This window comes from Cobetia sp. (genome assembly GCF_983723665.1).
This window is the reverse complement of sequence record NZ_CFDJES010000073.1, coordinates 1,609-8,475: the sequence shown is the minus strand read 5'-3', so window position 1 is coordinate 8,475 and position 6,867 is coordinate 1,609. Positions and strand designations below refer to the sequence as shown.

Below are 6,867 nucleotides of genomic sequence, written 5' to 3'. Positions count from 1 at the left end.
AGAGTGGCGTGATCGAGCAGCCCCACGCCATGCGGCGTCTGGCGTGACAGCACGCGCACGATGTCGGCATCGGTCATCGGGTTGAGAGGATGATGCTGCATGCCGCTGTCATTGAGCAGGCGGTCGCCGACGAACAGATGGCCCTGATAGACACTGCGTCCGTTGATGGGGAAGGCCGGCACGAAGGCCGTCTGCGTGGCAGACAAGGCCTCCAGCAAGGCATCGGCGACCGGCCCGATATTGCCCTCGGGCGTGGAATCGAACGTCGAGCAGTACTTGAAGAACAGCTGGCGCGCGCCCTGGGCTTTCAGCCATTCAAGCGCCGCGAGAGATTCACTGATCGCCTGATCCACCGGGCAGCTGCGCGACTTGAGCGCGACCACCACGGCGTCGACCTCAGTCAGATCCAGCCCGTTCGCCGCCCCTTCCTGCAGCGCGTCCTGGGGTACCCCGATCACCTGCACGGTGCGCATGCCGGCACGTACCAGGTTGTTGGCAAGATCCGTCGCGCCGGTGAAGTCATCGGCGATTCCGCCCAGTACGATCGGCATCACTGCGCTCCTTCATCATTCGCGGCCGGCAGGCTGAAGCTGCCGAGACGCTGATAGACCTTGATGACGGCCGAGTCGTCCTCGCGCCCGAAACCTGCGCCACTGGCGGCGGTGAACTGCTGCAGGGCACTACCGGCCACCGGCATGGCAAGCTTCAGCTCGCGCCCGGTGCTGTGCACGATGTTCAGGTCCTTGACGAAGATGTCGACGGCCGACAGCGGCGTGTAATCGCCCTTGAGTATGTGCGGCACGCGATTCTCGAACATCCAGGAATTGCCCGCGGAATGGGTGATGACGTCATAGAGGGTGTCGGGGTCGATCCCCATGCTCATGCCCAGCGCCATGGCTTCTGCCGCCGCCGCGATGTGCACGCCAGCGAGATGCTGGTTGACCAGCTTGACGCTCGAGCCCGGGCCGGCGCAGTCGCCCAGCCGATAGACATTGGCTGCCATCGCCGCCAGCACGCGTTCCGCCTTGACGTAAGCCGCTTCACTGCCGGAGGACATCACGGACAGCTCACCACTGCGTGCCTTGACGGCGCCGCCGCTGATCGGGGCGTCGAGCAGCTCCAGCTGCATGCCGTTCAGGCGGGTTTCCAGTTCACGTGCGAAGCTCGGCGCCACGGTGGCGCACTGGATCACCAGGCTACCCGGCGCGAGTCGCTCGGCTAGACCGCCCTCACCCTGCGCCCCGAACAGCACCTGCTCGACCTGATCGGCATTCACCACGACCAGCACCACCACCTGACACTCGGCCGCCAGTTCCAGCGGCGAGGCAACGGCGCGGCCACCCGCCGCTTCGAACGCCTGACAGGCGGCGGGCGAGATATCACAGCCGATCACGTCCAGGCCTGCTTCCAGCATGGCGCGCGCACTGCCCATTCCCATCGCGCCGAGGCCGACAAGGCCGATCACCGGTGAAGTCGTTGCTGCTGTCATCTCGCATCTCCCGCGGAAGCTGTTCAAGCGCTGATCAAGGCGGCCTCATGCGGCACACCGATCAACACTTCGCTGAATGTTAGCGCTATCATGTTAGCGCTAACATCATTAATAGATTAGGCTCCAAGCCACGACAAGCGGCAAATGAGAAAACGCGACATATGTCTAATCCACCATCATCTCCCCGCCGCAACCGCAAGGGTGCCATGCAGCCGACCCTGAATGACGTGGCCCGGGAAGCCGGGGTCTCCTCGATCACCGTCTCGCGCTACTTCAATAGCCCCGACAGCGTGCGCGAAGCGACACGCGTCAAGGTCGAAGCGGCCATCGAGAAGGTCGGCTACGTGCGCAACATGATTGCCGGCAGCCTGGCCTCGGCCTCCAGTCGCGTGATTCCGGTGATCGTGCCCTCGTTGTCCAACGTGGTATTCATCGACGTGATCAAGGGCCTGCAGGACGAATTCGAGGCACACGGCTATCAGCTGCTGCTGGGCAAGACGGATTACGATCTGGCTCGGGAAACCCAGCTGATCCGTACCTTTCTGGGCTGGTCGGCCGCGGGCCTGGTGGTGACGGGGCTGCGCCATGACGATGCGACGCGCCAGATACTGGAGAACTGGAATCAGCCGATCGTTGAGATCATGGAGCTGGGGGAAGGGTTGGATCTGAACGTGGGGATGGATCATGTCGCCGCTGGGCGCGCCATGACCGAGCACCTGCTGGCACGCGGATATCGCACGATCCACTTCGCCGGTGCCGAGCTCGATCGCGACTATCGCGCGGCGATGCGCTATGCCGGGCACCGTGAGGCGCTGGCGGCGGCCGGCATCGAGGACGCCCCCCTGCTCGACCTGCCCGTGCGTCAACAGATGACCAGCGGTGCTCAGGCGCTTGAGCGTATCAAAGCGACATTCCCTGACTGCGACGCCATCCACTTCGCCAACGATGACATGGCCTGTGGCGCGATTCTCGCCGCCGCGCGGCTTGGGGTGCGCATCCCAGAGGATATCGCCATCGCCGGCTTCAATGGCCTGCCAATCGGGGAGCATGTCACGCCGCGCCTCACCACCATCGTCTCACCGCGGGAGCAGATAGGCCGTGTGGCCGCACGCAAGTTGCTGGCACGCATCAACGGTGACCCCGTCGGGGAACTGAGTCATGACCTGGGGTTCACGCTGCGGGTCGGTGACAGCACTTGAAGCCGCGAAGCTTCTCAAGGCGCAGTCCGGTTGACTCACGATTGAGGCCTCTCAAAGGTGCATTTACGTCATTCAGGGCGGGCTGGTACCCAGCCTCGTCAAAGTTGACGTAAAACGCAAAGTATCCGGCGCGTTCTGATCATCTCGCCGCCCCCAACTTCACGACACTGTGTTCAACAAAGGCGCAGAGGCAATGCGACCGGGGCGTGCAGGTTGACGTCTGGTGACATGGCCGCTGCGACTTACCGCAGACAAGTGTCCTGACACGTGAGGCTCGACGATGAATCGCAAGACTATCCTGACATGCGCCATCACTGGCGCGGGTGATACCGCCAGCAAGAACCCGAATGTCCCGGTGACGCCGAAGCAGATCGCCGATGACTGCATCGCGGCCGCCAAGGCCGGCGCCAGCGTGGCCCACATTCACGTGCGTGATCCGGAGACCGGCGGCATCAGCCACTCCACCGAGCACTTCCGTGAAGTCATGGACCGTGTGCGTTCCGCCGACACCGACATCGTCATGAACATCACCGCCGGTGGCGGCGGCGACTGGATTCCGGACGTCAACGACCCGACTCGTGGTGGCCCGGGCACCGACATCCAGACCCCGGCCGAGCGTCACGCGCCGATCCAGGAACTGCTGCCGGAACTGTGCACCCTGGACTGCGGCAGCCTGAACTTCGGCGACATGGTCTACATCAATACCGCCGACTGGCTGCGCGAGCACGCTCGTCTGGTGCAGGCCGCTGGCGTCAAGCCGGAGCTCGAGTGCTTCGATCTGGGCCACGTCTGGTTCGCCCGTCAGCTGCAGCAGGAAGGCCTGCTCGACGACGACCTGCTGTTCCAGCTGTGCCTGGGCATTCCGTGGGGCGCGGAAGCCGACACTGAAACCATGCTGACCATGAAGAACAAGCTGCCGACCAACTCCAACTGGGCCGCCTTCGGCATCGGCCGCATGCAGATGCCGATGGTCGCACAGGCCGTGCTGCTGGGCGGTCACGCTCGCGTCGGTCTCGAAGACAACCTCTATCTGTCCAAGGGCGTGATGGCGACCAATGCCCAGCTGGTCGAGAAGTCCTCCGGCATCATCGAGAACCTGGGTTCCAGCGTGATGACCCCGGCCGAGACGCGTGAATTCCTCAAGCTGCGTGATCCGTCCACCGGCAAGACCGCTGGCGATATCGCTGCACTCGAAACCGCTGGAGGTGTCGCATGAGCCAGTTGTCTGTCGTAGGAACCGGTGTCATCGGCAATGGCTGGATCTCACGCGCACTGGCCAATGGCTGGGATGTGGTCGCCTTTGACCCGGCGCCGGACGCCGAAGCCCGCACCCGCGCCTTCGTCGCGAATGCCTGGCATGCGCTTGAGAAGGATGGCCTGGCAGAAGGTGCCTCCGTCGATCGTCTGCGCTTCGCCGCGACCCTCGAGGAAGCCGTGGTCGGCGCCGATCTGATCCAGGAAAACGTGCCGGAGCGTCTGCCACTCAAGCAGGAAATCCTCAGCGCCATAGACGCGGCGGCCGAAGAACACGTCGTGATCGGCTCTTCCACCTCCGGCTTCAAGCCGACCGATCTGCAACAGGACTGCAAGAAGGCGCCGGGCCGCGTCATCGTCGCTCACCCCTTCAACCCGGTCTATCTGCTGCCGCTGGTCGAGCTGGTCGGTGGCGAGCACACCTCACCGGCACTGCTGGAAGGCGCCCGTGACGACTACCAGCAGCTGGCGATGCGTCCGCTGATCGTGCGTCGCGAGATCGAAGGCCACATCGCTGACCGCCTGATGGAAGCGCTGTGGCGTGAAGCCCTGCACCTGGTCAACGACGGCGTCGCCACCACCGAAGAGATCGACGCTGCCGTCGTCTATGGCTGTGGTCTGCGCTGGTCGCTGATGGGCACCTTCCTGACCTTCCACCTGGCAGGCGGCGAGCCGGGCATGCGTCACATGCTCGAGCAGTTCGGCCCGGCCCTGAAACTGCCGTGGACCAAACTCGAAGCGCCGGAGCTGACCGACGAGCTGATCGACAAGGTCGTGGAAGGCTGCGAATACCAGGCTGCGGGCCGCCCGGTTGCCGAGCTGGACCGTCGTCGCGATGAATTCCTGGTCGAGCTCTTGAGCCTGACGCGCAAGTACTGGCCGGAAGCCGAAGGTCTCGAGGGGCGTATCTGATGGACCTACTCGAGATCACGGTACCGCATGAGTGGGTCGACTATAACGGCCACATGAATGATGCCGAGTACGCGCGTGCCTTCTCGATGGCGGTCGAAGCCTTGATGGAGCACGTGGGGCTGGATGCCGAGGGGCGTCGCGAACACGACCTGACCATCTACACCCTGGAGACGCACCTGTGCTATCTGGCGGAAACGCATGAAGGTCAGACGCTCAAGGCCAAGGTGCTGCTGCTGGACCATGACGCCAAGCGCCAGCATGTGCTGTTCACCCTGACGGATGCCGACGGCGGCGAGATCGCCACCAGCGAGCAGATGTTGATGGCGATGAGCATCAGCGGCGGTCGTCCGACGCCCTGCCCGGAATCGGTGGCGGAGCGCATTGCCGCCCTGCCCCAGCCGGCAGGCGACGAGGACTGGCCCAAGGCGGCCGGTCGTCGTATCGCCATCCGCCGCAAGACGACCTGAGACGTGTGACAACCGATGTCCGCTTCGGATAACAAGTCGCTGATTTAGCGTCGAAACCCGCACCCTGCCAGTCTTCTGGCGGGGTGTTATTGTCTTGGGACACCCGCCGAGAGCCGACTCATGACCATGACGCCTTCCCCCATCACCTGTCGCGCCTTCATCGATGACTTCGCGCGCGGCATGGATGAAATGGTAGAGATGCCGCTGGCAGACGCCCGCAAGCGCTATGAACAACTGTGCCAGCAACTTGGTGCGCCGCTCGCCGAGGGCGTCACGACCCACGAGAATCATGTCGAGATCGCCGGCCGGGCAACGCCGCTGCGCCTGCGCCACTTCATCCCGGAGGTGGCACGCAAGGCAGACGGCAACCTGCCAGCACCGGTGGTGTTTCTGCACGGCGGGGCCTGGCAAATAGGCTCGCCGGAGAGCCATCAGGGCATCGCCTCCAGCCTGGCCGCCCAGCTGGGTCGTGAGGTGGTCAGTGTCGATTATCGCCTGCTGCCGGAAGCCAACTATCAGGACGCACTGGCGGATTGCCTGGCGACCATCGAGCACCTCTCCGCCACTGTCGAACCGGTGGCCATCGTCGGTGACAGCGCCGGCGCTCGACTGGCGATGGATGTGGCGCGCCGACTCGATACCGAGATGCCCAACATCGGCCTGCAGGGCACGCGCATGCAAAGCCTCGGCACCCACGGCGCGGAAATGGAGACGGCCCACCATCAGGAACATCCGGCCCCCGAGAAGCCCACAAGCTATGTGCTGGGGCTGATCTACCCGCCGATGGACCCGGTCTTCGTGCTGGCCAAGGAGAACGAGTTCGCGCTGGGTTCGGATGCGCCGCTACTCGGCCGCGATGAAGTGGTCAGCATGTGGCTGACCGTCGCCGAGGGCGACCGCTCCGCCAGCTATTCGCCCTCGCCGGCCCATTCCCAGCAGCCGCCGGCACGCCAGATCGAAGTGCTGGCCGCCGAACATGACCCGCTGACCCAACCGCTGGAGGCAGCGGTGGATGTCTGGCGCTGGCGCGGTGCCGATGTCGGCTATCGCAGTGCAAGCGGCATGGTGCATGCGGCGCTGCATGCACATCATGCGCTCCCCGAGATGCAGCACGCCTGGCAGGCCTTCTGTGAAGCCCTCGATCGGCGTCTGTGCGCCCTGGACTAGCGCAAAACGCCCAGCCACGAAAGTCGTGACTGGGCGTTTGTGTATCTGGTGACAGACATAGCTGGTGACCGACATAGTTGACGGCAGATATAACTGATGAATGAAAGGCCTAGTGATGACCGCTCGAGCGTCAAGCCGTCGCCTAAGTCTTCAGACTCGCCGGTGACATGAAGCGCAGCTCGATGGCGACCGGGCACTGACGGGTGCGCTGATGCCACTCCTGCTCCAGCCGCTCCCGCGTCATGTCTTGAGACGAATCGTCCGTCAGTACGACCACGACGATCAGTCTGAAATTGGCCTCCAGGGTCCGGTCCGCCAGCAGCGCTTCGTAGAGCAGACTTTGCAGCACCGTCTGCGCTCTGGCGTAGTGCTTGAGCAC

Annotated in this window: 8 protein-coding genes; 5 read left to right on the top strand and 3 right to left on the bottom strand. The window is 64.0% G+C overall.

The window, feature by feature from the left end:
- Window positions 1–551: four-carbon acid sugar kinase family protein (locus AC4FAH_RS09085; RefSeq protein ID WP_490245923.1), on the bottom strand; the 551-nt coding region annotated here is incomplete at its 3' end.
- Window positions 551–1,489, bottom strand: coding sequence for an L-threonate dehydrogenase (gene ltnD / locus AC4FAH_RS09080; RefSeq protein WP_192839235.1), 939 nt, complete (start codon window positions 1,487–1,489; stop codon window positions 551–553). The genes ltnD and AC4FAH_RS09085, both read right to left, overlap by 1 nt.
- A 161-nt stretch (window positions 1,490–1,650) precedes the next feature.
- On the opposite strand from ltnD, the gene AC4FAH_RS09075 reads away from it, so the two are divergent.
- The 5 genes from AC4FAH_RS09075 to AC4FAH_RS09055 all read left to right on the top strand — a co-directional run bounded on the left by AC4FAH_RS09075 (window position 1,651) and on the right by AC4FAH_RS09055 (window position 6,488).
- A complete protein-coding gene (locus tag AC4FAH_RS09075) occupies window positions 1,651–2,688 on the top strand; it encodes a LacI family DNA-binding transcriptional regulator (RefSeq protein ID WP_213114458.1) in 1,038 nt (345 codons plus the stop codon).
- A gap of 280 nt (window positions 2,689–2,968) precedes the next feature.
- Window positions 2,969–3,904 (top strand): beta-keto acid cleavage family enzyme, encoded by a 936-nt coding sequence (locus tag AC4FAH_RS09070; protein WP_131432243.1) that lies wholly within the window; start codon window positions 2,969–2,971, stop codon window positions 3,902–3,904.
- Window positions 3,901–4,854 carry an L-carnitine dehydrogenase gene (locus AC4FAH_RS09065; protein WP_054557175.1) on the top strand — a complete coding sequence of 318 codons (954 nt, stop codon included), beginning with the start codon at window positions 3,901–3,903 and terminating at the stop codon, window positions 4,852–4,854. The genes AC4FAH_RS09070 and AC4FAH_RS09065 overlap by 4 nt, the downstream gene beginning before the upstream one ends.
- On the top strand, window positions 4,854–5,321 hold the full coding sequence (locus tag AC4FAH_RS09060; protein ID WP_287020821.1) for a thioesterase family protein: 468 nt from the start codon (window positions 4,854–4,856) through the stop codon (window positions 5,319–5,321). Before AC4FAH_RS09065 ends, AC4FAH_RS09060 begins: the two co-directional genes overlap by 1 nt.
- A 120-nt stretch (window positions 5,322–5,441) precedes the next feature.
- On the top strand, window positions 5,442–6,488 hold the full coding sequence (locus AC4FAH_RS09055; RefSeq protein ID WP_287020820.1) for an alpha/beta hydrolase: 1,047 nt from the start codon (window positions 5,442–5,444) through the stop codon (window positions 6,486–6,488).
- A 142-nt stretch (window positions 6,489–6,630) separates the two neighbouring features.
- Here the strand turns inward: AC4FAH_RS09055 and AC4FAH_RS09050 are convergent.
- Window positions 6,631–6,867, bottom strand: a 237-nt coding sequence (locus AC4FAH_RS09050; RefSeq protein WP_490245921.1) for a hypothetical protein, incomplete at its 5' end; no start/stop codon positions are given.

Bases quoted from the DNA above. Each gene is read 5' to 3' on its own strand.
- ltnD (WP_192839235.1), bottom strand. From the start codon at position 1,489: ATGACAGCAGCAACGACTTCACCGGTGATCGGCCTTGTCGGCCTCGGC.
- AC4FAH_RS09065 (WP_054557175.1), top strand. From the start codon at position 3,901: ATGAGCCAGTTGTCTGTCGTAGGAACCGGTGTCATCGGCAATGGCTGG.
- AC4FAH_RS09075 (WP_213114458.1), top strand. From the start codon at position 1,651: ATGTCTAATCCACCATCATCTCCCCGCCGCAACCGCAAGGGTGCCATG.
- AC4FAH_RS09060 (WP_287020821.1), top strand. From the start codon at position 4,854: ATGGACCTACTCGAGATCACGGTACCGCATGAGTGGGTCGACTATAAC.
- AC4FAH_RS09055 (WP_287020820.1), top strand. From the start codon at position 5,442: ATGACCATGACGCCTTCCCCCATCACCTGTCGCGCCTTCATCGATGAC.
- AC4FAH_RS09070 (WP_131432243.1), top strand. From the start codon at position 2,969: ATGAATCGCAAGACTATCCTGACATGCGCCATCACTGGCGCGGGTGAT.